Raw genomic sequence first — 26,973 nt, 5'->3', positions numbered from 1 at the left:
TTTCGTCTCATCCGCTGTTTTCAGGAAAGGCCCCATGTCCAGTCAGTTCCCCGAAGCACGTCCACGCCGTCTGCGCCGCAATGCGAGCCTGCGCAGCCTGTTCCAGGAAACCGAGTTTTCCCTCAACGATCTGGTGCTGCCGATCTTCGTCGAAGAAGAGATCGACGATTTTGTGCCGATCAAGAGCATGCCCGGCGTGATGCGCATCCCGGAGCGCAAACTGGCCGGCGAGATCGAGCGTTACGCCCGGGCCGGGATCAAGTCGGTGATGACCTTCGGCGTGTCCCATCACCTGGACGCCAACGGCAGCGACACCTGGCGCGAAAACGGCCTGGTGTCGCGCATGTCGCGGATTGCCAAGGACGCCGTGCCGGAAATGATCGTGATGTCCGACACCTGCTTCTGCGAGTACACCGACCACGGCCACTGCGGCGTGATGCACAACCATGAAGTCGACAACGACCAGACCCTGATCAACCTCGGCAAACAAGCGGTGGCGGCGGCGCGTGCCGGTGCCGACGTGATCGCGCCATCGGCAGCGATGGACGGCCAGGTGCGGGCGATTCGCCGGGCGCTGGACGATGCCGGCTTCACGCAGATTCCGATCATGGCCTACTCGACCAAATTCGCCTCGGCGCTCTACGGCCCGTTCCGCGAGGCCGGCGGCAGCGCGCTGAAGGGCGATCGCAAAAGCTATCAGATGAACCCGATGAACCGCCGCGAAGCCCTGCGCGAATCGTTGCTCGACGAACAGGAAGGCGCCGACGCGCTGATGGTCAAACCGGCCGGCGCGTACCTGGACATCATCCGCGACATCCGCGAAGCCTCGAACCTGCCGCTGGCGGCGTATCAGGTCAGCGGCGAGTACGCGATGATCAAGTTCGGCGCCCAGGCCGGGGCCATCGACGAAGATCGCGTGGTGCGCGAAAGCCTCGGCGCGATCAAACGCGCGGGTGCGGATCTGATCTTCACCTACTTTGCGATGGACCTGGCCCTGGCCGGGATCTGATCCGTCAGGGGCAATTGAAAAACGGCCGGATCCCGTGATCACGGAAGTACCGCTCGATCACCTTCGGATCCGCGCTGTTGTCGGCAATCGCCACGTAGGTATCGGGGCGCAGCAGGTAAAAGCCGTTGCGCCCCAGGCCCGCCGTTTCAAACGCCGGACGCCAGTCGAACACGTGCAGCGGCAAGTGATGTTCATTGCACCAGGCGATCATCTCGTCGCTGGTGTCGCCGTACACATGCACCTGCCAGCACGGATGGCGCAACGGCTCGTAATTGTCCCCCTCGCCATCATGGGCCCACGGCAAGCGGTCGCCGCCGTGGACGTGCCCGGCCACGCCTTCGCTCAACGCCATGCCCCGATAGTTGAGGGTGATCTGCGACACCGTGCGAAACAGCAATTCGCGGCTGCTCTCGAATGAGGCCATTTTCGGAATCAGGAACGGCGCCAGCCGTGTGCGCAACAGGTCGGCCATGCGGCCTTCGGCGGTGACGAAGCTGAAGACCTTGTCGGTGGTCGACACCAGTCGCCGGGCGAAGGCGATGCGTTCGGTTTCGTAGCTGTCGAGCAGTGTGGGCGTGGCCGCGCCGCCGAGCACCGCCGCGAGTTTCCACGCCAGGTTGATCGCATCGCCGATGCCGGTGTTCATGCCCTGACCGCCAGCCGGGCTGTGCACATGCGCCGCGTCGCCGAGCAGAAACGCCCGGCCCTTGCGAAAGTGATCCGCCACCCGGTGATGCACGCGGTAGGTGGAGAACCAGTTGACGTCCTCGATGTGCACGTTCAGGTGTTCGATGGCGCGATTGCTGACATCGGAAAATTCCAGGGTTTCGGCACGCTCCGCACGCTCGTCGCGCACGGTGCCAATCAACCGCGCGCGGCCTTCGCCGGCCAGCGGGAACACCGCGAGAAAGTCCGCCTCATCCAGGTCCAGATGCAACTCGCCATTGAGCGCTGGACCGCTGGCCCGCACATCGGCGACATAGAAAATCTGCTGATAGGTGCCGCCGGGAAAACCGGTGTCGAGGGTCTTGCGCACGATTGAACGAGCGCCGTCGCACCCGGCCAGATAGCAGGCCTGGCAGATTTCCTGCTCGCCATCCGGCAGGCGCAAATGTGCGGTGAGGCCGTCACCGTTTTCCGTGAAGCTTTCCAGCGTCGTGTTGCGCTCGACGGTCACGTCGTAGTCTTCGAGGCGGTCGATCAACAGCCGCTCGTGTTCGTCCTGCGGGTACATTTCCAGAAAGGCATAGGGCGTCAGGCCTTCGCCGATCCGGTTCAGCGGCAGCTGCGCCACCGGTTTGCCCTTGACCCAGAAATTCGCCGCGGCCACCCGATGACCGTTGCGCACCACCGTATCGGCCAGGTCCAGTTGCCGGTACAGCTCAAGGGTGCGCGCCTGCACCGCCAGCGCCCGCGAGGTGGTGCCGGGGGCGGAGGTCTTGTCGATGATGCGTACGCGCACGCCCAGTTTGCTCAGCCACAGGGCCAGCACCAGCCCGGTGGGGCCCGCGCCGATGATCAGAACATCACTGCGGTTCATGGTCTGTCCTCCTCGCGTGTCCTGACCCCAGGCTTGCCACTGAGTGTGCAGCAGCAAGTATGGATCAGACGGCGAGGGCGGCCAGTCGGCCTGCCAGACGGGACGATGGAACAGCGCCGCCGGCCCGCAGTCCTATCCTGCACCCTGCGATTGAGCGTAGGGTTAACCCGGCTCAACGGACTGGATGAAGCGTTATGCACACCCCTCGATTAATCGTCAGCCTTGCCGCGCTGCTGGTACTGGCCGGTTGCGCCGGTCAACGCAGCGAAGAACCGGCGCCGCGCCCGCCCGCCGAGGTCAAGGCACAGATCGTGCGCCTGCTGCCGGCCAAAACCGTCGACCGCCAAGGCTGGGCCACCGACATCTACGCCGCGTTCGCCGCCCAGGGCATCAGCCCGACCACGCAGAATCTGTGTTCGGTGCTGGCCGTCACCGAGCAGGAATCCACTTTCCAGGTCGATCCGCCGGTGCCTGGCCTGGGCAAGATCGCTCGTGACGAAATCGACCGCCGCGCCGCCAAGGTGCACATCCCGAGCCTGTTGGTCAGCGGTGCCTTGCAGGTGCGCTCGCCGAACGGCAAGACCTACAGCGAACGCCTCAGCGCCGCCCGCAGCGAAAAGGAATTGAGCGCAATTTTCGACGACTTCATCGGCTCGGTGCCGATGGGCCGCACGCTGTTCAGCGGTTTCAACCCGGTGCACACCGGCGGGCCGATGCAGGTCAGCATCGAATTCGCCGAGCAGCACGCCAAGGACTATCCGTACCCGGTGGAGGGGACGATTCGCCGTGAGGTGTTCAGCCGTCGCGGCGGGATGTATTTCGGCATCGCCCATTTGCTGGGTTATCCGGTGAGTTATCGCGAGCCGCTGTACCGCTTCGCCGACTTCAACGCCGGCTGGTACGCCAGTCGCAATGCGGCGTTTCAGAACGCGGTCAGCCGGGCGTCGGGGATTCCGCTGGCGCTGGATGGCGACCTGATCCGCCCGGGCGCGATCATGCCGGGCAGCACTGAACTGGCGGTGCGCACCCTCGGCAAATCCCTGGGCATGCGCAATCCGGTGATCCGCGATCAACTGGAGAAGGGCGATAGCCTGGCGTTCGAGGAGACCAAACTGTATCAACGGATCTTCGAACTGGCGGAGCGTGCGGAAGGCAAGACATTGCCCCGTGCGGTGCTGCCGGGCATCGTGCTGCAGAGCCCGAAGATCACCCGCAAACTGACCACGGCGTGGTTTGCCAAACGGGTCGACGAGCGTTATCGGCGCTGCATGGCCAAAGGCTGAGGACGATCAAAAGGGTATAAAAAAACCCGGCTGACGGGAGCCGGGTTTTTTCTGGGTTGTTGCGGTCAAGCCATTCATTCAGGCAACGCGACGTTCAATCAGACGATCCGAACCACCTTCAGCAACGCGGCGTTCGATCAGACGATCCGAGCCACCTTCGGCAACGCGGCGTTCGATCAGACGATCCGAGCCACCTTCGGCAACGCGACGTTCAATCAGACGATCCGAGCCACCTTCAGCGACGCGGCGTTCAATCAGACGATCCGAGCCACCTTCGGCAACGCGGCGTTCGATCAGACGATCCGAACCACCTTCAGCAACGCGACGTTCAATCAGACGATCCGAACCGCCTTCGGCGATCATGGTGTGGGCCGGTTTGGCGGCAAATGCGTTGAAGGCCAGAACCGAGAGGGCAATGCTGAGGATGACTTGGCGTTTCATGATTTTTGCTCCGGGGGTGTTGTTTGTTTGGTATGGAGCGGATGTTACGCCCGGGATTTTTTAAGAGAACTTCATTGACGTGATGGTGAACATCGACGCCGATGATGGTTTGTCAAAGCACCTTCACTGCGCGGCCAATTGCCTGGATCGGCCCGGTGGGTTTGCCGATCGGCGAACCGTTGGCGCCCTCCAGCGTCAGCTCGAACAACTGGTTCGGTTGCAGCGGCGGCAGCTTGTCCAGCGGGATCGACAGCGCCTGGCCCGGTTTGACCAGCCCCAGCGACACCGGACCCTGCCAGCCGTCGGCCTTGGTCCAGAACTCCAGCGCCTTGTCGGCCGGCACCTCGACCACGCCCAGCGGAATCAACTGGATCTCCCGCGGACTGCTGGCCTGGATCACCCAGCCCGGCGCCTTGTCCTGCGGGGCGACCAGCACCACCAGATAGCTCGGTTTCGGGGTGGTTTGGGTCAACAGGATCGAGCCCAGCAACAAGGTCGCGGCCAGCCCGGCAGCGCTCAAACCGCGCCACAGTGACAGGCGGTTCCACCATGAAGTCTCTGGCGCCCTCTTGTGGGTGAGTTGCCCGACACTGCGTTCGATGCGTTGCCACAGCTGCGACGAAGGCTGATGCGCCGGGGCGAGGTCGGTCAGCTCCAGCAGCCGCCGCTCCCAGGCATCCACGGCGGCTTGTAGTTCGGGCTCGTTGGGCAAGCGTCGTTGCACTTCGGCGCGCGCTTCGGCCGAGAGGGTGCCAAGCACGTATTCGCTGGCCAGTTCATCGCGTTCCTGCGCCGATTCGGTGGTCATCCCATGCACTCCCGCAACGCATTGAGGCTGCGCTTGATCCAGGCTTTGACGGTGCCCAGCGGCGTGTCGAGGCGTTGGGCGATCTGCGCGTGGCTGTAACCGTCGACGTAGGCGTGAAGGATGCAGCGGCGGCGTTGCGGTTCCAGTTGATGCAGGCAGCGGTGGATGCGGGTCGATTGCGCCAGTGCGTCTAAGTCGTCATCTTTCGCGGGTGATTCGTTGCTGTCGTTCAGCGGCGTTTCCCGGTCGTGATTGCGCAGCACATTCAGCGCCAGATGCCGGGTCACGCTGAACATCCAGCCCCGGGCCGAACCGCGCGCCGGATCGAAACCCGCCGCGCCAGCCCAGATCTTGATGAATGCGTCGTGAACGATGTCTTCGGCCAGCGCCGTGTCACGCACCAGACGCCGGGCCACACCCAGCAGCCGCGGACTTTCCTGCACATACAATTCGCGCAGGGCCCCGCGCTCGCCGCGGGCACAGGCGGCGAGGCGGGCTTCGTAATCGAACGCGGTTTCGGGTAATGGCATGTCCTGCAATCTAGCAAGCATCGGCCAAACTTCCAGTCAGGCTCAGTTCGCCGCCCAGAAAATGTAGTCGGCCTGGTACTTCACCACTTCCTGTTTGCCCTTGTTCGCCGCCGTGCATTCGCTGCCCGGTGCCACGCCGCCCTTGAGCGCCACGCGCTGGATGTAGCTCACGCCGCTCATGGCGCCTTTGCCTTCGGCGGGGTTGGCCTTGACCAGTTGATAGGGCAGGTTGCCCGGGCTCGATGGCGCAACGGCCAGTTGCGTGCCGGTGACTTTCGAACCGTCCTTGGCCTGCCAGGTGGCGGGTGGGCCGAAGTAGGTGCCGACCTGTTTGCCGCTGCGATCGTTGAGCACCGCTTTCGGGCCGACGAACACCCACTCGGTCTGGCCGGCGGCATTGGCCTTGTCCCGGCATTCGTAGGTGATCTCGCCGATCCCGGTGGTTTCCATCGCGATCTTGTGGCCGTCCGGCACTTTGACCGCGTCGGGATAACTGCTTTGGGCAAAGCTTGTCGAGGCGACGGCGAGTAAACCGGTGAAGCCGATCAGTTGGGTGATGTTCATCAGTGTTTCTCCGAAAAAGGGTAAACCGCTGACAGCCGAAAGAGGGCTGTTACAGGGACTACCCGTGACGGAGCGGTTTGGATGCAGTGGCCGGAAAATAAATCTGAAAGCTCTGAAGGTCAGATGGCTGTAACTCGCTCGCGCCCGGTTTTTACCAAGGCCAGGCCGGAGGCTTTAAGCAGTTCCTGGGTATAGGCATGCTGCGGCGCCGCAAAAATCTGGCGCGAGGCTCCCTGTTCGACCACCTTGCCATCCTTGATCACCATCAAGTCGTGCGCCAGCGCATGCACCACCGCCAGGTCATGGCTGATGAACAGGTACGTCAAGCCACGGCGGATCTGCAACTGCCGCAACAACTCCACCACCTGTTTCTGCACCGTGCGATCCAGCGCCGAGGTCGGTTCGTCGAGCAGAATCAGCGCCGGTTCCAGCACCAGCGCCCGGGCGATGGAAATGCGTTGGCGCTGGCCGCCGGAGAATTCGTGGGGGTAGCGATGCCGGCTCTGCGGATCGAGGCCGACTTCCTCCAGCACGCGGATCACCGCTGCCTCACGTTCCTCAGCCGTGCCGATGCCGTGGGTCAGCAGGCCTTCGGCGATGATCTGCTGTACCGACATTCGCGGGCTGAGGCTGCCGAACGGGTCCTGGAACACCACCTGAATCTGCCGGCGCAACGGGCGCATCAAGCGCTGATTGAGCAGGCTCAAATGCTTGTTGCCGAAGCGGATATCGCCCTCGGATTCCACCAGTCGCAAAATCGCCTGTCCCAACGTCGACTTGCCCGAACCGGACTCGCCGACAATCCCCAGGGTCTTGCCCCGTTGCAGTCGGAAACTCACGCCGTCCACGGCTTTGATGTATTGCTGGGTGCGGCTGAACAACGCCTTGGGCAGCGGGAACCAGACTTTCAGATCGTCCACCTCCAGCAGGTTGTGATCGTAGCGACTCGGCACCGGTGCGCCCGACGGTTCCGCCTCGATCAGCAGGCGGCTGTAAGGATGCTGCGGCGTGCGGAACAGCGTTGCGCAGTCGGCCTGTTCGACGATTTCCCCATGGCGCATCACGCACACCCGTTGGGCGATGCGCCGCACCAGATTGAGGTCGTGACTGATCAGCAGCAGCGACATGCCGAGGCGTTGCTGCAACTCGATCAGCAACTCGAGAATCTTCTGCTGCACGGTCACGTCCAGCGCCGTGGTCGGTTCGTCGGCGATCAGCAATTGCGGCTCGTTGGCCAGCGCCATGGCGATCATCACCCGTTGCCGCTGGCCGCCGGAGAGCTGGTGCGGATAGGCCTTCAGGCGCTGCAACGGCTGGCGAATGCCGACCAGTTCCAGCAGTTCCAGCGTGCGCTGGCGCGCGGCACGGCCCTTGAGTCCCTTGTGGATTTCCAGCACCTCGCTGATCTGTTTTTCCACCGTGTGCAGCGGGTTCAGCGAAGTCATCGGCTCCTGGAAAATCATCGCGATGCGGTTGCCGCGCAAGCCGCGCATCTGCTGCTCGCTGGCGTGGAGCAAGTCCACGCCGTTGTAGCGGATGCTGCCCATGCTGCTGACGGTCTTGGCCGGCAGCAAACGCAGAATCGAATGCGCCGTCACCGACTTGCCCGAGCCGGACTCGCCGACCAGCGCCAGGCACTCGCCACGGCGGATGTCGAGGTTCACGCCGTGCACCACTTCGTGCCCGGCGAAGGCGACGCGCAGGTCGCGGATTTCAATCAGGTTATCGGTCATTTCAGCTCCGGGGATCAGGATCGCGGATCGAACGCGTCACGGCAGGCTTCGCCGATAAACACCAGCAGGGACAGAATCAGCGCCAGGGCGAAAAACGCCGTCAGCCCCAGCCATGGCGCCTGCAGATTGCGCTTGGCCTGGCCGATCAGTTCGCCCAGCGACGCGGTGCCGGCGGGCATGCCGAAGCCAAGAAAATCCAGCGCGGTGAGGGTGGCGATGGCGCCGGTCAGAATGAACGGCAGGTAGGTAAGGGTGGAGGTCATGGCGTTGGGCAGAATGTGCCGGCGCATCAGTTCACTGTCCGTCAGGCCCAGCGCCCGCGCGGCCTTGACGTATTCCAGGCTGCGCCCACGCAGGAACTCGGCGCGCACCACGTCCACCAGTGCCAGCCAGGAAAACAGCGCCATGATCCCCAGCAGCCACCAGAAACTCGGCGAGACGAATCCCGACAAAATGATCAGCAGGTACAGCACCGGCAGCCCCGACCAGATTTCCAGCACCCGCTGCCCGAGCAAGTCGACCCAGCCGCCGTAATAACCCTGCAACGCCCCGGCCACGATGCCGACCAGCGCACTGACGGCGGTGAGGATCAGCGCGAACAGAATCGAAATCCGCGTGCCGAAAATCACCCGCGCCAATACGTCCCTGGCCTGATCGTCGGTGCCCAGCCAGTTGCTCGAGGACGGCGGGCTCGGTGCCGGTTCCGTGAGGTCGTAATTGACCGTGTCGTAACTGAACGGGATCGGCGGGAACAGCATCCAGCCGCCCTGATCCTCGATCAGTTTGTGCACGTAATTGCTGGCGTAATCCGGCTGGAACGGCAGTTCGCCGCCGAAATCGGTTTCCAGATAATCGCTGAGGATCGGGAAGTAGAAGGCGTGGTGGTAGCGGATCACCAGCGGCTTGTCGTTGGCAATCAGTTCGCCGCCGAGGCAGATCAGGCACAGCCCGATGAACAGCCACAGCGACCAGCGCCCGCGACGGTTGGCCTTGAATTGGGCGATGCGCCGCCGGCCCAGAGGGGAGAGTGTGAACATCAGGCAGTCCTCGCCGAGAAGTCGATGCGCGGGTCGAGCAGGGTGTAGCAGAGGTCGCCGATCAGCTTGATCAACAGGCCGAACAGGGTGAACAGGAACAGCGTGCCGAACACCACCGGGTAGTCTCGCGACACCGCCGCTTCGTAGCTCATGCGCCCGAGGCCGTCGAGGTTGAAGATGGTTTCGATCAGCAGCGAGCCGGCGAAAAACACCTCGATCAACGCCGACGGCACACCGGCCACCACCAGCAGCATCGCGTTGCGAAACACATGGCCGTAGAGCACGCGTCTTTCGGTCAGGCCCTTGGCGCGCGCGGTGATCACGTACTGGCGGCTGATCTCGTTGAGGAAGCTGTTTTTGGTCAGGATCGTCAGCGTCGCAAAACCGCCGATCACCAGCGCCGTCACCGGCAACACCAGGTGCCAGAGGTAGTCGCCGAGCTTGCCCCACAGACTCAGGCTGTCGAAATTGTCCGAGACCAGCCCCTGTACCGGAAACCAGTTGACGTAGCTGCCCCCGGCGAACACCACGATCAACAGAATCGCGAACAGAAACGCCGGCATCGCGTAGCCGACGATGATCGCCGTGCTGCTCCAGACATCGAAAGCGCTGCCGTTTTTGATTGCCTTGCGAATGCCCAGCGGGATCGAGATCAGGTAGGTGATCAAGGTCGCCCACAGGCCGAGGGACAGCGACACCGGCAGCTTCTGCACGATCAGATCGGTGACCTTGGCACCGCGAAAGAAACTGCTGCCCAGGTCCAGTTGCGCGTAGTTTTTCAGCATCAGCCACAGGCGTTCGTGCATCGGTTTGTCGAAGCCGTAGTGGTGTTTGATCTCTTCGATCAGTGCCGGGTCCAGACCACGGCTGCTGCGCCCGGCACCGCCGATCGCGGTGACCTCGCTGGCACCGCCCATGCTGTGGCCACCGAAGCCTTGCAGGCGGGCGATGGCCTGTTCCACCGGGCCGCCGGGCGCGGCCTGCACGATGACGAAGTTGACCACCAGAATGCACAACAGCGTCGGGATGATCAGCAACAGACGTCGACTCAGATAACGCCACATGTCACTGGCCCCCCGCGAGCTGGCGCAGGGCGCTCATCTGCTGATTGGTCAGCGGCTTGGCCGAAACCTCCCACCAGGTGTCGAGGCCTTCGCTGTAGATCGGCTGCACCGCCGGCCTGCCGAAGCGGTTCTGAAACACCGTCGGCGTGCCTTTGGAGTAGTAGTTGGGAATCATGTAGTCACCCCATTGCAGCACCCGGTCGAGGGCGCGGGCGTAACGCACCATGGCGTCGCGGGTATTGGCCTGGACCAGGCCGTCGATCAGCCGGTCCACCGCAGGGTTGGCCAGCACCATCGAATTGGAGCTGCCGACCTGAGTGGCGCTCTGCGAGGCGTACAGGCTGTACAACTCGCGGCCCGGCGAGACGATCGGATCGCCGCTGCGCGGGAAACTGGTGACGATCATGTCGTAGTCCCGAGCGTTGAGCCGGTTGATGTACTGCGCTGAATCGATACGCCGCAGATTCAGGGTGATGCCGATCTGCGCCAGGGTGCGTTTGTACGGCAGCAGCATGCGGTCGAAACCGCCCTGGCCGTCGAGGAAGGTGAATTCGAAGGGCTCGCCGGCGGCGTTCACCAGCCGGTTGTTTTTCGGCGTCCATCCGGCCTCGGCCAACAGCTTCAGTGCCTGCAATTGCTTATCGCGGATGTAGCCGCTGCCATCGGTTTTCGGCGCCTGATAGACGCGGCTGAAAACCTCGTCCGGAATCTGTCCGCGCAACGGTTCGAGGATCGCCAGTTCTTCGGCGTCGGGCAGTGCGGTAGCGGCCATTTCACTCTTCGGCCAGTAGCTGTTCTGGCGCACGTAGAAGCCGCGCATCATCTGCTTGTTGGTCCACTCGAAATCCCACAGCAGGCTCAGCGCCTGACGCACGCGGCGATCCTTGAACAGCGGATTCTGCAGGTTGAACACGAAACCCTGGGCGCAGGTCGGTTTGTCCGGGGCGAGAATTGCCTGTTGCAGGCGACCGTCGTGCAGGGCCGGGCTGTCGTAGCCGACCACGTAACCGGACGAGGAAAACTCGCGGTTGTAGTCGAACGCGCCGGCCTGCAGCAGTTGCCGGGCGACGTCGGTGTCGCCGTAGAAATTCACGGTCAGGCTGTCGAAGTTGTACATCCCGCGACTGACCGGCAGGTTTTTGCCCCACCACTGCGGGTCACGCTGGAAACTGATGCTGCGTCCCGCATCGACCTTGCTCACTCGGTACGGGCCGCTGCCCAGCGGAGGCTCGAAGCCGCCGCCGTTGGCGAAGTCGCGGGTCTTCCACCAGTGCTCGGGCACCGGCCGCAGCGACGCCAGATCCAGCGCCAGGGTGCGGTTGAGGTTGTTCTTGAAGGTGAAGCGAATCTGCCGCGGGCCTTCGATCAGTACATCCTGCACGTCGGCGTATTGCTGGCGATAACTCAGGCTGCCCTTGGTCATCAACAGTTCGAAGGTGTAGCGCACGTCCTCGGCGGTGATCGGCGTGCCATCGGCGAAACGCGCCTCGGGATTCAGGTTGAAACGCACCCACAGACCGCCGGGATCGCGCTCCATGGATTGCGCCACCAGACCGTAGACGGTGTAGGGCTCGTCCAGCGAGCGGAACCCCAGCGGCGAATACACCCAGTCGTTGACCTGCACCACGGAAATGCCCTGATCGGCATACGGGGTGATGTAGTTGTACTGACCGATCTCCATCGAAGCGCGGCTGAGCGAGCCGCCCTTCGGGGCGTCGGGATTGACGAAATCAAAGTGCTGGAAACCGGCGGGGTATTTCGGCGCCTCGCCGTACACCGTCATCGCGTAGCTGCCGCCGGCCAGCGCAGCTGCCGCGTTGCACAGCAGCGCGCTGCCGAGCAGCAGGCCGGCCATGTTGCGCATGAATGTCATGAAGTCGTTCCTCTGAGCCGGAAAAACCCGAAGCGGCGGCAGGCCGCTGCGGGATGCGAATTCGCAAGGGGAAGGGGCCGGCCGGAGTCTTGCGCGGCCCCGACCGGGACTCAGAAGTGGTATGTCATGCGCGCAAACAGCGTGCGGCCCAGCGGATCGGTGTAGCGCGGGTCATAACCGCTCTGGAAGTTGTAGGCCTGGTTGGAGAACGGCGGATCGCGGTCGAACAGGTTCTTCACCCCGGCATCGACGTCCAGCACCTTGTCGAAGGTGTAACCGGCCGACAGGTCCCACACCGAATACGACGCGACCCGCGCGTTGGTCTCGCGGTCGTAGTCGTTGTAGCCGGTGGTGAAGCGGTTGGTCAGTGCCGCACGGGCCGCGCCGAAGGTCCAGGAACCGGTCAGGTTGTGTTTCCAGCGGGCGATCACACCATCACCCCGGAAGTCGCCGACCTTGTCGGTGAACGGGCCCTTGATGGTGCTCTGGAAGTCGTACTCGTCGACATAGGTGCCTTGCAGGCCCAGACCGAACTGACCGTACGGCGTGTTCGGGAAGCGATAGTCCAGCGACACATCGACGCCGTTGGTTTCGACGATGCCCAGGTTGGCGTTGCCGGTGACGATGTAGTTGAGCGTGCCGTCGGCGTTGCGCACGAAGCGGTCAGGGTAGCTGCCGGCCTGATCGAACACCGTGGATTCCGGGAACGGCTGGATCTGGTTGGAGATGTGAATCCACCAGAAATCCAGGCCCACGGACAGGTTGCTGACCGGCTGATAGACAAAGCCCAGCGTCACGTTGCGCGCCTTCTCCGGGGCCAGGTCTTCGTTGCCGCCGATCTGGTTGAGGAACTGCTGACCGCAATCGCGCCCGCCGTTGCCGCCCGGTTGCACCACGCCGCCGGTACACAGTACCGGGTCGTTGTAGTAGCCCTGGGTGTAGGTGATGCTGCGCGGCGAATACAGCTCATAGAGCGACGGCGCGCGGAAGCCTTCACTGTACGCGCCGCGCACCACCAGCTCCTTGAGCGGCTGATAACGGAACGAGTATTTCGGGTTGGTAGTGCTGCCGAAGTCGCTGTATTTGTCGTGACGCACGGCGGCGGACAATTCCAGGCTGTCGAGCACCGGCACGTTGATTTCCGCGTAGGCGGCTTTCACGCTGCGGTCGCCCTCGACGCTGCCGGCCGGGTCGATGCCCAGGCTCTGGATGTCGCCGGCAAAGGCTTCGTAGTCTTGGTGGAATTTCTCTTTGCGGTACTCGCCGCCCAGGGCCAGGCCGGACGGACCGGCACCGAACCAGTCACCGATTTCGCGGCTGATCCGCCCGTCGAAACCGGCGACCCGCCCTACCGCCGTGGAGTAGGCGCCGTGGTACATCGCCTGATCGATGTACTGCTGGCCGGCGCTGGTCTGCGGGCCGAAGGGGTTGAGCAGGCCGCTGGCCAGACCGTCGATCATCGCCTGATCGCTGACGTAGCCGCTGGTAACGCTGGAGACGATCTTGTTCTGGTTGTACGAGGCGCCGACGTTGTAGTCCCAGCCGCCCACCAGACCGTCGAAGCTCAGCAAGAAGCGCTGGCTGGTGTTCTGGTCTTTCGATTCGCGCGGGCCCGCGGCGGTTTCGCGCCAGTTCACGTCCACCGGTTGCGTCGGGTCGAGGGCGAAACCGGTGGGCGCCGGGGTGATGCCGTTGCCGGGATAGTAGGGCGAGGACGAATCCAGGCTCAGGCCGGTCAATGGCGCCGGGCCGACAGCGGTGGCGTTGTTGTTGCGCGACCAGAAGTATTCAAGGTTGACGTTGTGGTCGTCGGCCAGTTTGCCGGTGGTCTTGCCGAAGAACGACGTCTTCTCGGTCTGCGGCACCAGGTCGATGAATTCCCGGGTGCTGAAGCGGCAGAGGCCGTCGCGGGCCACCAGGTTGGGGCCGTTGCAATTGCTGTTGGCCAGTGGGTTGGTGGCATTGCCGTTCTGGCTGTAGTTGCCGGGGAACGCGGTGCCGGAGGTCTGGTCCAGACCTCGGCCAGGCACGTAGTCACGGGCGAAGGAGCGGTCGTTGGCGTCGAGGTTCTGCTGCTTGTTGTAGTTGAACACGCCGAGCACGTTGAAGCGGTCCTGCTCCAGGTCGCCGTAGCCCCAGCTTGCGCTCATGTCCTTGGTCGCACCGCCGCCGCTGTGGGTCGGGGTTTCGCCGCCGAGGGTGAGCTGGCCGTCGGTCATGGATTTCTTGGTGATGAAGTTGATCACGCCACCGATGGCGTCGGTGCCGTACAGGGCCGAGGCGCCGTCGCGCAGCACTTCCACGCGCTCGATCGCGGCAAACGGGATCATGTTCAGATCCACCGCGCCACCGGCCGAGTTGGTGCCCGACAGGGCGTTGTTGGCCAGCCGGCGACCGTTGAGCAGCACCAGCGTCTTGTTCGCGCCGATGCCGCGCATGTCGGCGAACGAGGCGCCGCCGGTGGCCGCGCCAACCGAGCCAGCGCTGTTGTTGATCGATTGGCTGCCGGTGATGCGTTGCACCAGTTCGGCGGTGGTGGTCACGCCCTGTTTGCGCAGTTCATCGGCCTTGAGCACGGTGATCGGCACCGCCGTTTCCGCGTCGACCCGACGGATCGCCGAACCGGTCACTTCGACCCGTTGCAGTTGCGTGGTCGGCGCGACCACCGCCGCAGCGGCCGGGACGCTGTTGTCGTCCTCGGCAGCCTGAACCCCGGCGCCCATCCCCATGGCCACCAGGTACAACGGAACGAAGCGGTGGCGGGAAATCGTCGCCACCAAGGGTTTGAGCGTGAAGCGTGGAGTGTTCATCAGCATGGTTGTTTCCGACTTTGTTAGACGTTTATCGAAATGGCCTTGTGAGCCCTCTTTGCACGGAGCACGGTGGTGCCGCGCCGCGAAAACCACTTTCTTCAAGCAAGCCGATCCCCTCCGAAGACGCGCTGCGTTTTTCGGTCGGCCGATTGCGACGGGATTCAACGAACGGTGTCGGGCGCGTCCCTCACTGCGCGCCCGGCACCGCCGTCAGCGGGTGGTCATCACCGATATCTTGGTGATGCCCGAGCGCTCGATGGACGCCATGGCTTTGGCGACCTGGCCGTAATTCACGGCGGAGTCGGCCTGCAGCTGCACGCGCACGTCAGCATCCTTGGCCTTGACCTCCTTGAGGCTGGCCTCCAGTGATTCCGGCGCCAGCTCGGTCTTGGCCAGGAAGAACTTGCCGTCCTGATCGACGCTGACCACCACCGGATCCTTCTTTTCGGCGGGAGCGACGGCGTCGGTTTTTGGCAGGTTGACCTTGATCGCGTTGGTCATCAGCGGTGCGGTGACGATGAACACCACCAGCAGCACGAGCATCACGTCCACCAGCGGCGTGACGTTCATTTCGCTGAGCACTTCATCGCTGTCTTGAGTGGAAAAGGACATCAGCTGGCCTCCCGCACGGCGGCCGTGGATTTGGCGATGGCCTGGCGGCTGATGGAGAAAGCGCTGCGCGAGGCGAGGGCGTCGAAGTCGTGGGCGAAGTCATCCATGTCCGCCGAGGCCAGCTTCAGGCGCCGCAGGAAGAAGTTGTAAATCAGCACTGCCGGCACCGCGACGGCAATCCCCACACCGGTGGCGATCAGCGCGTGGCCGATCGGCCCGGCCACGGTTTCCAGACTGGCCGAACCGCTGGCGCCGATGCTTTGCAGGGCTTCCATGATTCCCCACACGGTGCCGAACAGACCAATGAACGGCGCGGTGCTGCCGATACTGGCGAGGATCGCCTGGCCGTTTTCCAGCGAGCGACGTTCCTTCTGGATCTGCTGGCGCAGGTTGCGTTCCAGGCGGTCGGCACGGTTGATGGTGTGCGCCAGTTGCTGGGTGGTGCGCGGGGATTCTTCCACCAGCAGGGCTTCGAAACCGCTGCTGGCGATCCGCGCCAGAGAGCCCGGATACTGGCTGGCGTGTTCGGCGGCGGTCAGCAGATCCGGCGCGCCCCAGAAGGCTTTGCTGAACTGCTTGTTCTGGGTTTTCTGGCGCAAGTATTGCGCCGACTTGACCAGCAGGATCGCCCAGCTGACCACGGAAAACAGCACCAGTCCCCAGAGCACGCCGGGGACAATCATCGAAGACAGGGAATCGTTCATGGCTACACCTCGCTTGCGTTAATCGTTTGTGAGTTCGGTTGTTGTGCCGTCATTGCGGCAATTTGAAATCGATGGTCTGGGTGGCGAAGCCGTCGATCGGTGTATCGCCGCGCTTGGCAGGAATAAACTTCCAGGCCTTCACCGCCGCGACCGCCGCGTCATCCAGTTGCGGCTTGCCGCTGGACTTGGTCACCGTCACCGAACCGGCGCGACCGTTGGCCAGCACCTGAATCCGCAGCACCACGCTGCCTTCCCAGTTGCGCCGCAGGGCCAGCGACGGGTATTCCGGCGGCGGGTTGCCGAGGCTGGCGAGGCCGGAAATCGCCGCTGACTCTTTCACCGGGCCCGGTGCCGCCGCAGGTGCCGGTGGCGCGCTCGGGGTGGCCGGAGCGGCAGGCGCCGCCGGTTGCGCAGGGGCGGGCGGCGCTTTCGGCGGCTCGGCCTTTTTCACCGGTTTGGGTTTCTCGACCGGTTTCGGTTTTTCGATCGGCTTGGGTTTCTCGACCGGTTTGGGCGGCGGCTTGACCGCGTCCTCGTCTTCCACCGGCTGTTCCGGTTCGGGCGGTGGCGGTGGCGGTGGTGGGGGCGGCGGCTCCGGTGTCGGCGGGGCCGGAGGTGTCGGGCTGGTCAGCTCGACGGTCATTTCCGGAATTTCCTGCGGCGTGGGCAGCGGCTCGGCCCGCGCCTGCTGGAAAAACCACCAGGCGCCGCCGTGTATCAAGGCCGACACCGCCACCAGCAACAGCATCTGCTGTTTGTTCAGGCCGCCGGGCTGCGAAGTGTTGGCCTTAAACACGGGCCGGCCCGCAACCGACGGGAGCGGCGCTTCCCGCAAGGGCCCCGGCGGACTTCTGTGCTTTACCGCATCGTTCATTAAAGCTCCCTCGGGTGGATGAAGGGCAATAAGGTGCCGTTCGAACAACAGGGCGTTGTTCGAGTGAGTGGTCGCAACTTTCATACAGGTGTGCAGAAGCCGATAGTTGAACTATCTATTGAACAGGGCTTGTGCAGCTTATTGCTTCAGTAATGTCGACTTCGATGGTTCATTGATCCGGTCCGTGGCTGTTCTTTTATAAGTGAGTGTGCAATTGAGTGGCGAACATCATTCGTGCCCTCATGGTTGATGCAATAGCAACCGCTGTGCCAAAGAGTGACCAAATGTGTATCGGTTATTTCATGGGTGATACGTATGTCGCATTTATATAAGTTTCATTAACCAGGCCGGTTTTCCTGGGCGCATAACCTCCCGATGGCCCTGTTTGCAGGGCTTTTTTCAGGGCGAGACAGCTCTGGCGCGGTATCGCGCTGTTCAGCGAGATAGAGCGGCTGTTCTCGTGTCGGCCAGGGCGCGTGATGGTGCGTGGCGGACTGATTTGGTGCGGGTCAGGGTTTTAGCGGGTCACAGGCGATGTTCCTTGTTCTTGTTTAAGTAAAGTCGGTCGTTCCGCATGAACGATGTAATGACTGGAAGTGCAGTTTTGGTGCGCTTCGAGCATCAACTCCGAACAGCAAAAGTTGTACGGGTGTGCTGTCTGAAAGTTATTGTCGAACAATCTGTTCTGGCATTCATTAATGCAGCGCGCACGCAATGACCGCTTGCGTGCTATTTAAAAAATAAATAGTGCAGGTGTTCAGGTAATAAAAGGAATGCACGGACTGTTCGGCGGGCGAACGTGGCGCAGGTAAACGGGCATGGAGAAAAGAGGGTGGCGCAGCAGATGAAGATTCACGCGGTGAACTCCTTGTTGCCAGCTCGGATACGCGAACTTTTGGTTCGGTATCGCACCTTACAAGAACGCGGATAGCGTTCGCTGATTGCTCTTGGTGCGGGATGGGCACCGCCAGCGCTGTTTTGCGAAATCAGGGATTCGCAAGCTGCCGATGAATGCGCAATCCGTGCCAAATTCGATACAACGGCTATAAATAGGGCCAGGCGGGATGCCTTTCGCAGTGGAGGAGGGGATATGTATCAGCTCTACGGACACCGCAACTCAGGAGCAGCGGCCATCGAGGCGGCGCTCGAGCTGTGCCAGGTGGCTTACCGCTTCATCGATATCGAGGCCAGTGCGGAAGCGGCGCAGGAGCTGGCGCGGCTCAATCCGCTCAAACAGATCCCGACCCTGCAACTGCCGGACGGCAGTGTCATCACCGAAAGTGCGGCGATCCTGATTCATCTGGGGCAAAGCTTTGCGCAATCCGGCCTGCTGCCGGCCAACGGCGCTGACCGCGATCAGGCGATTCGGGGCCTGGTGTACATCGTCAGCAATTGTTATGCGGCCATCGGGATCATTGATTACCCGGAACGCTGGCTGGTGATGCCGGACGAGGCCTCGCGACAGAATCTGATGGCGGGTGCGCGGGAACGACTGCACTGGAGCTGGGAGGTGTTTGCCGATCAGTTCTCGGCCGAGCTGTACCTGGACGATGAAACACCGGGCGCACTGGATGTGTTGGCGGCGGTGGTCACGCGCTGGGCCGGTGCCCGCGAACACCTGCGCCAGGCCCGACCCGGTTTCCATGCGTGGCTGCAGCGCATCGACCGGCACCCGGTGCTGGCGCCGGTCTTTGCGCGGCATTGGCCCGGTTAAGAAATCGAATCAGATGGTGATCGTTGATTGTTCCCACGCTCCGCGTGGGAATGCAGCCCGGGACGCTCCGCGTCCCAAAGCGTGACGCAGAGCGTCACAAGAGGCGTTCCCACGCAGAGCGTGGGAACGATCAACGATCAAACAGGAACTATTCACCGCGAATGTACTGCTCCAGCTGTTTGATCAGTTCGGCCTGTTCGGCAATCGCTTCCTTGACCAGGTCGCCGATCGACAGCAGGCCGATCAGCTTGCCGTTCTCCACCACCGGCAAGTGACGCAGGCGTTTGTCGGACATGATGCCAAGGCAAGTGTCGACGGTCTGGTGGGTGTCCACCGTGATCACGTTCGCCACCATGATGTCGCGCACCGGCGTGCCCACCGAGGAGCGTCCGTGCAGCACCAGTTTGCGTGCGTAATCGCGCTCGCTGATGATGCCCACTACGTTGTCGTCTTCCACCACGAGCAAGGCGCCGACGTTCTTCTCGGCCATTTTCATCAGCGCTTCGAGCACCATGTGATCGGGTTTGATCTGGTGCACTTCCTGATTTTTCGGATCTTTGAGCTTGAGCAGCTGGGCGACGGTTTTCATGGCGGTTACTCAGGTGTTGTCGTTGTTCTCCAAGCATCGTAGACGCAGGCGCGCAGGGCAAGGCCGCAAAACGGCAGATAACACGCAAAAAACGTCATTTGACCGGGTTTTTCATGGCGAGGCCTGTGTCACCGCTTGCGGCAATGCCGCGTAGAATGCCCGTCTGAATCAATTCCTGAGGTTGCAGTGGTGGATTTACAGCAGGGCTTCGTCCTGACCCGGCATTGGCGCGACACCCCGGCCGGCACCGAAGTCGAGTTCTGGCTGGCGACCGACGCCGGGCCGCGCCGTGTGCGCCTGCCGCATCAGCCGTCGGTGGCGTTCATCCCGGCGGCGCAGCGCGAGCAGGCCGAGCGGGTGCTGGCGGACGAAAGGAGCGTCGAGCTGCGTCCCCTGGCTTTGCAGGATTTCGAGCATCGCCCGGTGCTTGGGCTGTACTGCCAGCAGCACGGTCAGTTGATGCGTCTCGAAACCGCGCTCAACCGCCACAGTGTCGATGTCTTCGAAGCCGACGTGCGACCACCCGAGCGCTACCTGATGGAGCGTTTCATCACCGCGCCCGTCTGGTTCAGCGGCACGCCCGATGCCGACGGCGTGTTGCTCGACGCCCACCTCAAACCTTCACCTGACTATCGCCCGCAACTGCGGCTGGTCTCGCTGGACATCGAAACCACCGAGCAGGGCGAGTTGTACTCCATCGCGCTGGAAGGCTGCGGCGAGCGCCAGGTGTACATGCTCGGCGCACCGAATGGCGATGCCAGCATCGTCGATTTCGACCTCGAGTACTGCGAATCGCGCACCCTGATCCTCAAGAAGCTCAACGACTGGTTCGCCCGCCACGACCCCGACGCGATCATCGGCTGGAACCTCGTGCAGTTCGACCTGCGCATCCTCCACGAACATGCCCGGCGCCTCGGCGTGCCGCTCAAGCTCGGGCGTGGCGGCGAGGAAATGCAGTGGCGCGAACACGGCAGCCGCACTCATTACTTCGCGGCAGCGGCAGGAAGGCTGATCATCGACGGCATCGAATCCCTGCGTTCGGCGACCTGGAGCTTTCCCTCGTTCAGCCTGGAAAACGTCGCCCAGACTTTGCTTGGCGAAGGCAAGTCCATCGACAATCCGTACCAGCGCATGGACGAGATCAACCGCATGTTCGCCGAGGACAAACCGGCGCTGGCCAAGTACAACCTCAAGGACTGCGAGCTGGTCACGCGGATCTTCGCCAAGACCGAACTGCTGAAATTTTTGCTTGAGCGCGCCAGCGTCACCGGCCTGCCGGCGGATCGCAGCGGCGGCTCGGTGGCGGCGTTCACGCATTTGTACATGCCGTTGATGCACCGTCAGGGTTTTGTAGCGCCTAACCTCGGCACCAATCCTCCGCAGGCCAGCCCCGGCGGATTTGTCATGGACTCGCAACCGGGGCTGTACGAATCGGTGCTGGTGCTCGACTACAAGAGCCTTTATCCGTCGATCATCCGCACCTTTCTGATCGATCCGGTGGGATTGATCGAAGGCTTGCAGCATCCCGATGACAGCGACTCGGTGCCAGGTTTTCGCGGCGCTCGTTTCTCTCGCACCCGGCATTGCCTGCCGTCCATCGTCGCCCGGGTCGCCGAGGGCCGCGAGACCGCCAAGCGCGAACACAATGCGCCGTTGTCCCAGGCGCTGAAGATCATCATGAACGCCTTTTACGGCGTGCTCGGTTCCAGCGGTTGCCGGTTTTTCGATACGCGGCTGGCGTCATCGATCACCCTGCGCGGCCACGAAATCATGCTGCGTACCCGACAGCTGATCGAGGCTCAGGGGCATGCGGTGATCTATGGCGATACCGACTCGACGTTCGTCTGGCTGCGTCGCCCCCATGGTCAGGAAGAGGCGGCAACCATCGGCCGGGCGCTGGTGCAACACGTCAACGACTGGTGGCGCGAGCATGTGCGTGAGCAGTACGGGCTGGAAAGCGCCCTCGAATTGCAGTTCGAAACCCACTACAAACGCTTCCTGATGCCGACCATCCGTGGCGCGGAAGAGGGCAGCAAAAAGCGCTATGCCGGCCTGGTGACTCGTGCCGACGGCAGCGAAGAAATGGTCTACAAAGGCCTGGAAACCGTGCGCACCGACTGGTCGCTGCTGGCCCGGCAATTCCAGCAGGAACTGTACGAGCGGATCTTCCAGCGCAAGCCGTATCAGGATTACGTGCGCGAGTATGTGCGCAAGACGTTGGCCGGCGAGTTCGACGAGCGACTGGTCTACCGCAAGCGCCTGCGCCGCACCCTCGACGATTACGAACGCAACGTGCCGCCCCACGTGCGCGCCGCGCGGCTGGCCGATGATTACAACGCGCAACACGGTCGCCCGCGCCAGTATCAGAATGGCGGCTGGATCAGCTACGTCATCACCCTGGCCGGCCCCGAGCCGCTGGAAGTGCGCCGCGCGGCCATCGACTACGACCACTACATCACCCGCCAGTTGCAACCGGTGGCGGATGCGATCCTGCCGTTTGTCGACGACGATTTCTCAACCCTGATCGGGGGACAACTGGGCCTGTTTTGAGTCCAGCAGTTGCAGGGTCCACTCGTCCTGAATGCCGTGGAAGAAACGCTCCAGCGCCTGATGCCAAGGGCTGTCGTCGACAGCGAACTGGGCGAACAGGGTCATTGATGAGTGGAATTTCAGGTCGTCCGGATGGCCAAATATCTCGGCAATCGAACGCTGCTGCACGTTCAGCACCAGCTGCGTGCAGGTCCGCAGCCGGGCGCCGAGCAGATCATGGGCCAGATAGGCCTTGGCCTCACCGGCCGAGCCAATTGCGAAGCGCCGCGACATCTCGCTGCCGCCGAGCCCGGCGAACTGCGGGAACACAAACCACATCCAGTGGCTGCGCTTGCGGCCCTCGCCGAGCTCGCGCTGGACCCGTTCGAACACCGGGTCCTGGGCAAGCACGAAGCGTTGCAGGTTGAATGGATCGTCCTGATCAGTGCTTCTCATGGCGAAGCCCTCTGTCAGTCGGCGGTGGCTCAGACCATGGCCAGCCGCTGCTTGCGTTTCGGCGCCTGAAACACCTGGTCCAGCGCCGCCAGATCCCCGGCCTCGAGTTGCAACTGCGCCGCTTGTGCATTGAGCTGCACGTGTTCCGGGCGCACGGCCTTGGGAATCGCAATCACCCCATCCTGACGCAGAATCCACGCCAGCGAAACCTGTGCCGGGGTCACGCCGTGACGAGCGGCAATCTGTTTCAACACCGGCTCGGCAAGCATCGCGCCACCCTGGCCGATCGGGCAGTACGCCATCAGCGGCATGCGCTGCTGTTGGCACCACGGCAGCAGGTCGAATTCGATGCCGCGCTCTTCCAGGTTGTACAGCACGTGATTGGTCGCGCAGGCCGAACTCGACAGTTCCTCGAGATCATCGACGTCGAAATTCGACACGCCCCAGCGACCGATCTTGCCGTCCTCGCGCAGACGCTCGAACGCCTCGACGGTTTCTTCCAGCGGATACTGGCCGCGCCAATGCAGCAGATAGAGGTCGATGTAATCGGTGTCGAGCCGGCGCAGACTGCGCTCGCAGGCCTGGGGAATGCCCTTGCGACTGGCGTTGTGCGGGTAGACCTTGCTCACTAGGAACACTTGATCGCGCAGGCCGGCAATGGCTTCGCCGACGACGGTTTCGGCACCGCCTTCACCGTACATTTCCGCAGTGTCGATCAGGGTCATCCCCAGTTCGATGCCACTGCGCAAGGCCGCCACTTCACGCTTGTGCGCCGAACGCTCTTCGCCCATGCGCCAGGTGCCCTGGCCAATCACCGGCACCTGCACGCCAGCCAATTCGAGGGTACGCATTCAAACCTCCTTTCTGAAACGGTCGATACCTTGGGTGGGCAGCAGGATAGCCCACGGGTTCCGTCCGGTTCCAGAAAGGAGGTCAGGTGCTTACCTGGCGGAGAACTTCAACACCACGCTCTGGGTATAGGTCTGGCCGGGATCGAGGCGGGTGCTCGGGAAGTTCGGCTGATTCGGCGAATCCGGGTAGTGCTGAGTCTCCAGGGTGAACGCGCCCCAGTGCGGATAGACCTTGCCACCCTTGCCCTTGACCGTGCCGTCGAGGAAGTTGCTGGTGTAGAACTGCACGCCCGGTTCGTTGGTGAACAGCTGCAAGTGGCGACCGGATTGCGGGTCGCTGACTTCGGCGGCGAGTTTGCTGACGTCTCCCTTGGTGTCCAGCGCCCAGTTGAAATCGAAGCCGCCTTGTTTCTCTTCAGCGAATTTCAACTGCGGATGGTCGGCCTTGATGTGCTGGCCGATGGCGGTCGGTTTGGTGAAGTCCATCGGCGTGCCGGCGACGGGCGCGAGTTCGCCGGTCGGGATCAGCTTGGCGGTGACCGGGGTGTAGTGACTGGCGTGCAGGGTGGCGACTTGCTTGAGGATGTCGCCATTACCGGCGCCGGCAAGGTTGAAGTAGCTGTGGTTGGTCAGGTTGAGCACAGTGGGTTTGTCGGTGCTGGCCTTGTAGTCGATGCGCAGCTCGTTGCTGTCGGTGAGGCGGTAGGTCACTTCGGTGGTGAGGTTGCCGGGGAAACCCATTTCACCATCCGCCGACAGATAGGTCAGGGTCACGCCGACCGAATCCTTGTCCTTGGTTTCCTTCGCCTTCCAGACCTTTTTGTCGAAGCCCTGAGTGCCGCCGTGCAAGGCGTTGGTCTTGTCGTTCTGCGGCACCTGGTAGCGTTTGCCGTCTAGCTCGAACGCACCGTCGGCCAGGCGATTGCCGAAACGGCCGATGGTTGCGCCGAAGTACGCGGTGCCTTTCTGATAACCCTGCACATCGTCGAAACCGAGGACGAGGTCGTCGAGCTTGCCGTGCTTGTCCGGCACTTGCAGCGCCTGCAAGGTCGCGCCGTAGGTGATGACCGTGGCTTGCATGCCGTGGCTGTTGCGCAGGATGTATTGCTCGACCGGCGTGCCGTCATTGGTTTTGCCGAAGGCTTTGTGTTCGCTGGACAGGCCGGCGGCCTGGGCGGAGAGGGTGGCGATCATCAGGGACAGTCCGAGGCCGCAGAGTGAGTGTCGGGATTGAAGCATGGGTTGACCTTCCTTTTTGTTGTTGTTTTGAAAATCTTTAAATAGTCATGCTAATTAATGCTTGAGTGAGGATTTATAGCGGATTAAACGATTAATGCAAAAATAAAGTCGGACTAAATTGATTAAGCCAACGGCGCCGAAGGTCGGGAATCCACGCCGGCACTGCACTTTTGCGAAATCCCCGGCTCTATCCATGGCCAGGGTGCGGTGACTTCCGCCGCACAGGAACGTGTCCGTCAAAGAATTCATGCCGAGAGTTTTGCACCCCATCGCTGCATTCATTCATCGCCCGTGCCTGCTGCTGGCCTGCCTGTCGACGCTGTTGCTCGGCGGTTGCAGTCATCAGGACGGCAACAATTTCATCACCCAGATGCGCGAGGGCAGGCCTCAGGAATTTCTCCAGACCAGCGTCGACCGCATGGCAACTCTGGCGATGCGTGACAACCTCGACAGCCTCTATCGCTTGATGGGCAAGCTGTATTTGCGCAACCCTGAAGAGCTGCGCAAATCCGGCTTCCTCGACATTCGCACGGCGGTCAAACAGGTGCGGCTGGCCATCGAGCTACAGCAACCTTTGCCGACTCTCGGCGGCAAGAAAGATCTGGCGGCACTGAGCTATGCCATGAGCCCGGAATTCCTCGGCGACCGGGTCGGCGCGTTCATCTATGCGATCGGCAGCATGCTGGTCACCGCCCACGGCAACCGCACCGAGTTCTACATGACCGATGCGATCAACCCGACCTTCGTCAACAACGCCGCGCGCAACATCGAGAAAGCCACGTGGATCCTCGCCCAGCGGCAGAACAAGGATGGCCAGCCGCTGCTGTTTTCCAACGAAATTTCCGAGGAGGGCAGCAACCTGAGCTTCGCCACGGAGTTCGGCAAAGTCGTGGCGCGTCTGGATCTGCTGACCCAGATGCTCGACGAGCGCTACCGGCGCATCGGACTGAATTACGCCCAGAGCCTGCTGTTTTTGAATTTTTTGCCAGTGCAGTGAAATGGCATAACGATAGATCCGATCGATATAGGGCGTTATAAGAAAACTGGTTATGCTGCGGGCCGGATTTTTCCTGTGGTTTGTCTGGACGTCTTAATGGAATTGGCAAATTTCGGCCTGGTGATTGCCGGGCTGGTGGTGGGGTTCATCGTCGGCATGACCGGTGTCGGCGGCGGTTCGTTGATGACGCCGATCCTGCTGTGGTTCGGCATCAATCCGGCCACGGCGGTGGGCACGGATCTGCTGTACGCGGCCATCACCAAATCCAGTGGCGTGCTGGTGCACAGGAAGAACAAGAACATCGACTGGGCCATCACCGGCTGGCTGACCCTGGGCAGTGTTCCGGCGGTGGCGATGACCTTGTGGTTCCTCAGCACCCTGCACACCGCGCCGGATGCGATGAACGCCATCATCAAGCAAGCGCTGGGCTTCGTGCTGTTCGCCACGGCGCTGGCGATTCTGTTCAAGAAGCGCCTGCTGGAATTCGCCCACAAACGCGCCGGCGGCAACTACAACCCCAGCGGCGCGCGCCTGAATGCCATGACCGTGATCACCGGTCTGATCCTCGGCACCATGGTTGCCCTGACGTCCATCGGCGCCGGCGCCCTCGGCACCGTCGCGCTGTTCATCCTCTATCCGCTGCTGCCGACCCGCCGTCTGGTCGGCACCGAAATCGCCCACGCCGTACCGCTGACCCTGGTCGCCGGCCTCGGCCACGCGAGCATGGGCAACATGGACTGGGGCGTGCTGGGCTTTCTACTGGTCGGCTCGCTGCCGGGCATCTGGCTCGGCAGCCACCTGACCGGCCGCGTCTCCGATGAACTGCTACGCCCGTGCCTGGCGACGATGCTGGTGTTGATCGGCTACAAGCTGGCGTTCTGATCGGCGAGCAGCCATGACCCCGAAGGCTCGAGCGTCAGGCTGACGCGGCATGAAAGGTAAACAAATGGGCACCGGGTCGCGCCCATCCGGTTGCGCAAAACCGGTGCTGACCTAAGCTTTGGGCAAGGCGAAACACTTTTGCCGGGCACCCCCCGGAACAATCGCCGCGATGCGCAATCATTAGAGCGTGGATATCAAAAGGAGATGCGCATGCTCATCAGGTCACTGACCCTGACACTCTTGCTGGCGATTGCCGGCCCACTGTTCGCCGCCGACGGCGATTCCCCTCTGGACGTCGACAAGGGCATTAACCGCCCATTGATCGTGATCGCTTCCAGCACGGTCGATTCTTATTGGGTCAGCCTGAAAAAAGCGCTGGACGACCCGGCCAACAAACAAGGCATCGCCGACCGCAAGATCAAGGTTTACACCATCCTTAGCATGAGCGGTCAGGTCGATGGCAAAAGCCTTGAGCAGCAGCAAACCATGGCGCTGCTGCGCTCGCTGAAGCTGGGCGCCGGGGCGTATCCGAAAGTCTTCCTGGTGGGCAAGGATGGCGAGACCAAACTGACGGCTTCGGGGGATGAAGCGGCGGCGGTCGATTTGAAGAAGATTTTCGAAACCATCGATGCAATGCCAGCCGCCGAGAAAGAAGCTACTTCCACCGTGGTGACTGCCCCGGCTGCTGCAGAACCCGCACCGGCCAAAGGCGCAAAAGGGACCAAACCGGCGAAGCCAACCAAACCGGCCAAGCCGCCGGAAATGCCGGATGATTGATGTTTTGATTCAGGGCTGATCAGAAACGAAAAAACGGGCGACCTTCTCAGGTCG

The 26,973-nt window shown here is 62.5% G+C and carries 24 protein-coding genes; 7 read left to right on the top strand and 17 right to left on the bottom strand.

Annotation, left to right across the window (positions count from 1 at the left end; genetic code table 11):
• Positions 1–34 precede the first annotated feature (34 nt).
• Positions 35–1,009, top strand: a complete 975-nt coding sequence (hemB, locus tag ACEN93_RS06850) for a porphobilinogen synthase (protein WP_085648205.1) — start codon at positions 35–37, stop codon at positions 1,007–1,009.
• Between the two features lie 4 nt (positions 1,010–1,013).
• On the opposite strand, the gene ACEN93_RS06845 is transcribed toward hemB, so the two are convergent.
• Entirely contained in the window at positions 1,014–2,549 is a 1,536-nt protein-coding gene (locus ACEN93_RS06845; protein WP_495611222.1) for an FAD-dependent oxidoreductase, read from the bottom strand.
• A gap of 194 nt (positions 2,550–2,743) precedes the next feature.
• Here ACEN93_RS06845 and ACEN93_RS06840 point away from each other — a divergent pair, with 194 nt between their 5' ends.
• Positions 2,744–3,832, top strand: a complete 1,089-nt coding sequence (locus tag ACEN93_RS06840; protein ID WP_495611221.1) for a DUF1615 domain-containing protein — start codon at positions 2,744–2,746, stop codon at positions 3,830–3,832.
• Between the two features lie 78 nt (positions 3,833–3,910).
• Here ACEN93_RS06840 and ACEN93_RS06835 read toward each other — a convergent pair whose 3' ends face one another.
• The 12 genes from ACEN93_RS06835 to ACEN93_RS06780 form a co-directional block, all read right to left on the bottom strand.
• Positions 3,911–4,273, bottom strand: coding sequence for a hypothetical protein (locus ACEN93_RS06835; RefSeq protein WP_039770223.1), 363 nt, complete (start codon positions 4,271–4,273; stop codon positions 3,911–3,913).
• Positions 4,274–4,385: 112 nt separating this feature from the next.
• The gene (locus tag ACEN93_RS06830) at positions 4,386–5,081 is read right to left on the bottom strand and encodes an anti-sigma factor (RefSeq protein WP_495611220.1); all 696 of its coding nucleotides are present in this window, start codon (positions 5,079–5,081) and stop codon (positions 4,386–4,388) included.
• Positions 5,078–5,611, bottom strand: coding sequence for a sigma-70 family RNA polymerase sigma factor (locus ACEN93_RS06825; protein WP_414882690.1), 534 nt, complete (start codon positions 5,609–5,611; stop codon positions 5,078–5,080). Before ACEN93_RS06825 ends, ACEN93_RS06830 begins: the two co-directional genes overlap by 4 nt.
• Positions 5,612–5,653: 42 nt before the next feature.
• Entirely contained in the window at positions 5,654–6,175 is a 522-nt protein-coding gene (locus ACEN93_RS06820; RefSeq protein WP_495611219.1) for a DUF3455 domain-containing protein, read from the bottom strand.
• A gap of 119 nt (positions 6,176–6,294) precedes the next feature.
• Positions 6,295–7,908, bottom strand: coding sequence for an ABC transporter ATP-binding protein (locus tag ACEN93_RS06815; RefSeq protein WP_495611218.1), 1,614 nt, complete (start codon positions 7,906–7,908; stop codon positions 6,295–6,297).
• 14 nt (positions 7,909–7,922) lie between these two features.
• Positions 7,923–8,945: an ABC transporter permease gene (locus ACEN93_RS06810; RefSeq protein WP_074689103.1), complete on the bottom strand. Its 1,023-nt coding sequence runs from the start codon at positions 8,943–8,945 to the stop codon at positions 7,923–7,925.
• Positions 8,945–10,009, bottom strand: coding sequence for a microcin C ABC transporter permease YejB (locus ACEN93_RS06805; protein WP_085667485.1), 1,065 nt, complete (start codon positions 10,007–10,009; stop codon positions 8,945–8,947). The genes ACEN93_RS06810 and ACEN93_RS06805 overlap by 1 nt, the downstream gene beginning before the upstream one ends.
• A gap of 1 nt (position 10,010) precedes the next feature.
• Positions 10,011–11,882 (bottom strand): extracellular solute-binding protein, encoded by a 1,872-nt coding sequence (locus ACEN93_RS06800; RefSeq protein ID WP_495611217.1) that lies wholly within the window; start codon positions 11,880–11,882, stop codon positions 10,011–10,013.
• Positions 11,883–11,992: 110 nt separating this feature from the next.
• Positions 11,993–14,698, bottom strand: a complete 2,706-nt coding sequence (locus ACEN93_RS06795) for a TonB-dependent receptor (protein ID WP_074689097.1) — start codon at positions 14,696–14,698, stop codon at positions 11,993–11,995.
• A 207-nt stretch (positions 14,699–14,905) separates the two neighbouring features.
• Positions 14,906–15,307, bottom strand: coding sequence for an ExbD/TolR family protein (locus tag ACEN93_RS06790; protein WP_011335072.1), 402 nt, complete (start codon positions 15,305–15,307; stop codon positions 14,906–14,908).
• Positions 15,307–16,011: a MotA/TolQ/ExbB proton channel family protein gene (locus ACEN93_RS06785; protein ID WP_085667488.1), complete on the bottom strand. Its 705-nt coding sequence runs from the start codon at positions 16,009–16,011 to the stop codon at positions 15,307–15,309. The genes ACEN93_RS06790 and ACEN93_RS06785 overlap by 1 nt, the downstream gene beginning before the upstream one ends.
• A 49-nt stretch (positions 16,012–16,060) precedes the next feature.
• The gene (locus ACEN93_RS06780) at positions 16,061–16,885 is read right to left on the bottom strand and encodes an energy transducer TonB (RefSeq protein ID WP_495611216.1); all 825 of its coding nucleotides are present in this window, start codon (positions 16,883–16,885) and stop codon (positions 16,061–16,063) included.
• 1,090 nt (positions 16,886–17,975) lie between these two features.
• On the opposite strand from ACEN93_RS06780, the gene ACEN93_RS06775 reads away from it, so the two are divergent.
• Positions 17,976–18,599 carry a glutathione S-transferase N-terminal domain-containing protein gene (locus tag ACEN93_RS06775; RefSeq protein ID WP_011335069.1) on the top strand — a complete coding sequence of 208 codons (624 nt, stop codon included), beginning with the start codon at positions 17,976–17,978 and terminating at the stop codon, positions 18,597–18,599.
• A 148-nt stretch (positions 18,600–18,747) separates the two neighbouring features.
• Here ACEN93_RS06775 and ACEN93_RS06770 read toward each other — a convergent pair whose 3' ends face one another.
• Positions 18,748–19,188, bottom strand: a complete 441-nt coding sequence (locus ACEN93_RS06770; protein WP_011335068.1) for a CBS domain-containing protein — start codon at positions 19,186–19,188, stop codon at positions 18,748–18,750.
• Between the two features lie 189 nt (positions 19,189–19,377).
• Between ACEN93_RS06770 and ACEN93_RS06765 the strand changes: the two genes are divergently transcribed.
• A complete protein-coding gene (locus ACEN93_RS06765) occupies positions 19,378–21,738 on the top strand; it encodes a DNA polymerase II (protein ID WP_495611215.1) in 2,361 nt (786 codons plus the stop codon).
• On the opposite strand, the gene ACEN93_RS06760 is transcribed toward ACEN93_RS06765, so the two are convergent.
• The 3 genes from ACEN93_RS06760 to ACEN93_RS06750 form a co-directional block, all read right to left on the bottom strand.
• Positions 21,703–22,173: a DUF1810 domain-containing protein gene (locus ACEN93_RS06760; protein ID WP_039767655.1), complete on the bottom strand. Its 471-nt coding sequence runs from the start codon at positions 22,171–22,173 to the stop codon at positions 21,703–21,705. The genes ACEN93_RS06765 and ACEN93_RS06760 overlap by 36 nt on opposite strands.
• A 29-nt stretch (positions 22,174–22,202) precedes the next feature.
• Positions 22,203–23,024, bottom strand: coding sequence for an aldo/keto reductase (locus ACEN93_RS06755; protein ID WP_495611214.1), 822 nt, complete (start codon positions 23,022–23,024; stop codon positions 22,203–22,205).
• A gap of 90 nt (positions 23,025–23,114) precedes the next feature.
• Entirely contained in the window at positions 23,115–24,263 is a 1,149-nt protein-coding gene (locus ACEN93_RS06750; protein WP_495611213.1) for an aldose epimerase family protein, read from the bottom strand.
• A gap of 247 nt (positions 24,264–24,510) precedes the next feature.
• On the opposite strand from ACEN93_RS06750, the gene ACEN93_RS06745 reads away from it, so the two are divergent.
• From ACEN93_RS06745 to ACEN93_RS06735, 3 genes are all read left to right on the top strand, one after another.
• Positions 24,511–25,260: a hypothetical protein gene (locus ACEN93_RS06745; RefSeq protein ID WP_495611212.1), complete on the top strand. Its 750-nt coding sequence runs from the start codon at positions 24,511–24,513 to the stop codon at positions 25,258–25,260.
• Between the two features lie 96 nt (positions 25,261–25,356).
• Positions 25,357–26,142, top strand: a complete 786-nt coding sequence (locus ACEN93_RS06740) for a sulfite exporter TauE/SafE family protein (RefSeq protein ID WP_495611211.1) — start codon at positions 25,357–25,359, stop codon at positions 26,140–26,142.
• Between the two features lie 210 nt (positions 26,143–26,352).
• Positions 26,353–26,919 carry a DUF4174 domain-containing protein gene (locus ACEN93_RS06735; RefSeq protein WP_074689078.1) on the top strand — a complete coding sequence of 189 codons (567 nt, stop codon included), beginning with the start codon at positions 26,353–26,355 and terminating at the stop codon, positions 26,917–26,919.
• Positions 26,920–26,973 lie beyond the last annotated feature (54 nt).

The organism is Pseudomonas sp. Pseusp21 (assembly GCF_059492145.1).
The sequence above is the reverse complement of the archived record's forward strand: the minus strand, read 5'-3'. Positions and strand labels throughout refer to the sequence as shown.

Coding starts and splice junctions, on each gene's coding strand:
- ACEN93_RS06750 (WP_495611213.1), bottom strand. CDS start 24,263: ATGCTTCAATCCCGACACTCACTCTGCGGCCTCGGACTGTCCCTGATG.
- ACEN93_RS06745 (WP_495611212.1), top strand. CDS start 24,511: ATGCCGAGAGTTTTGCACCCCATCGCTGCATTCATTCATCGCCCGTGC.
- ACEN93_RS06845 (WP_495611222.1), bottom strand. CDS start 2,549: ATGAACCGCAGTGATGTTCTGATCATCGGCGCGGGCCCCACCGGGCTG.
- hemB (WP_085648205.1), top strand. CDS start 35: ATGTCCAGTCAGTTCCCCGAAGCACGTCCACGCCGTCTGCGCCGCAAT.
- ACEN93_RS06835 (WP_039770223.1), bottom strand. CDS start 4,273: ATGAAACGCCAAGTCATCCTCAGCATTGCCCTCTCGGTTCTGGCCTTC.
- ACEN93_RS06785 (WP_085667488.1), bottom strand. CDS start 16,011: ATGAACGATTCCCTGTCTTCGATGATTGTCCCCGGCGTGCTCTGGGGA.
- ACEN93_RS06825 (WP_414882690.1), bottom strand. CDS start 5,611: ATGCCATTACCCGAAACCGCGTTCGATTACGAAGCCCGCCTCGCCGCC.
- ACEN93_RS06770 (WP_011335068.1), bottom strand. CDS start 19,188: ATGAAAACCGTCGCCCAGCTGCTCAAGCTCAAAGATCCGAAAAATCAG.
- ACEN93_RS06815 (WP_495611218.1), bottom strand. CDS start 7,908: ATGACCGATAACCTGATTGAAATCCGCGACCTGCGCGTCGCCTTCGCC.
- ACEN93_RS06790 (WP_011335072.1), bottom strand. CDS start 15,307: ATGTCCTTTTCCACTCAAGACAGCGATGAAGTGCTCAGCGAAATGAAC.
- ACEN93_RS06780 (WP_495611216.1), bottom strand. CDS start 16,885: ATGAACGATGCGGTAAAGCACAGAAGTCCGCCGGGGCCCTTGCGGGAA.
- ACEN93_RS06795 (WP_074689097.1), bottom strand. CDS start 14,698: ATGCTGATGAACACTCCACGCTTCACGCTCAAACCCTTGGTGGCGACG.
- ACEN93_RS06760 (WP_039767655.1), bottom strand. CDS start 22,173: ATGAGAAGCACTGATCAGGACGATCCATTCAACCTGCAACGCTTCGTG.
- ACEN93_RS06805 (WP_085667485.1), bottom strand. CDS start 10,009: ATGTGGCGTTATCTGAGTCGACGTCTGTTGCTGATCATCCCGACGCTG.
- ACEN93_RS06840 (WP_495611221.1), top strand. CDS start 2,744: ATGCACACCCCTCGATTAATCGTCAGCCTTGCCGCGCTGCTGGTACTG.
- ACEN93_RS06755 (WP_495611214.1), bottom strand. CDS start 23,024: ATGCGTACCCTCGAATTGGCTGGCGTGCAGGTGCCGGTGATTGGCCAG.
- ACEN93_RS06820 (WP_495611219.1), bottom strand. CDS start 6,175: ATGAACATCACCCAACTGATCGGCTTCACCGGTTTACTCGCCGTCGCC.
- ACEN93_RS06830 (WP_495611220.1), bottom strand. CDS start 5,081: ATGACCACCGAATCGGCGCAGGAACGCGATGAACTGGCCAGCGAATAC.
- ACEN93_RS06810 (WP_074689103.1), bottom strand. CDS start 8,945: ATGTTCACACTCTCCCCTCTGGGCCGGCGGCGCATCGCCCAATTCAAG.
- ACEN93_RS06735 (WP_074689078.1), top strand. CDS start 26,353: ATGCTCATCAGGTCACTGACCCTGACACTCTTGCTGGCGATTGCCGGC.
- ACEN93_RS06775 (WP_011335069.1), top strand. CDS start 17,976: ATGTATCAGCTCTACGGACACCGCAACTCAGGAGCAGCGGCCATCGAG.
- ACEN93_RS06800 (WP_495611217.1), bottom strand. CDS start 11,882: ATGACATTCATGCGCAACATGGCCGGCCTGCTGCTCGGCAGCGCGCTG.
- ACEN93_RS06740 (WP_495611211.1), top strand. CDS start 25,357: ATGGAATTGGCAAATTTCGGCCTGGTGATTGCCGGGCTGGTGGTGGGG.